General features: G+C 65.9%; 1 protein-coding gene. It reads right to left on the reverse strand.

The features are described from left to right. Positions 1 to 384, reverse strand: a 384-nt coding sequence (locus tag HW130_RS35305) for a hypothetical protein (protein ID WP_177153839.1), incomplete at both ends; no start/stop codon positions are given.

Genomic DNA, 384 nt, shown 5'->3' on the forward strand with positions numbered 1-384 from the left:
ACCGATGTCGTACTTCTCGAAGTAGTAGCTCGCGAGGTTGATGTCCACACCGGCATCACCACGGTCCGTCACGTCGGCCGGGGTCTCCGTCGTACGGAGGTGCAGGGTGATCCGGACAGGGCGGTCGCCGACGTAGTCACGGATCGTGTCGTGCTTCCGGAGCAGCTCGATGATGCGAACGGCCTTGTCGCGGTACCCCTCGTTCGTGTGCTTCAGGTTGGTGAACTCGAAGTTCCCGGACTTGAAGGGGATGAGGACCGGCTCGGGTGCTGCGGGCGTCGTGTTCGGGTTCTGCGGCATACGGGCCGGGACGCCAGTGGTCGCCGTGCGGTCGGTGCCCGTGTCGGTGTCGGTCTGGGGCAGTCTGGGGCGTGCCTCGCCGGT

The organism is Streptomyces sp. PKU-EA00015 (assembly GCF_013387495.1).
Classification (GTDB): domain Bacteria; phylum Actinomycetota; class Actinomycetes; order Streptomycetales; family Streptomycetaceae; genus Streptomyces.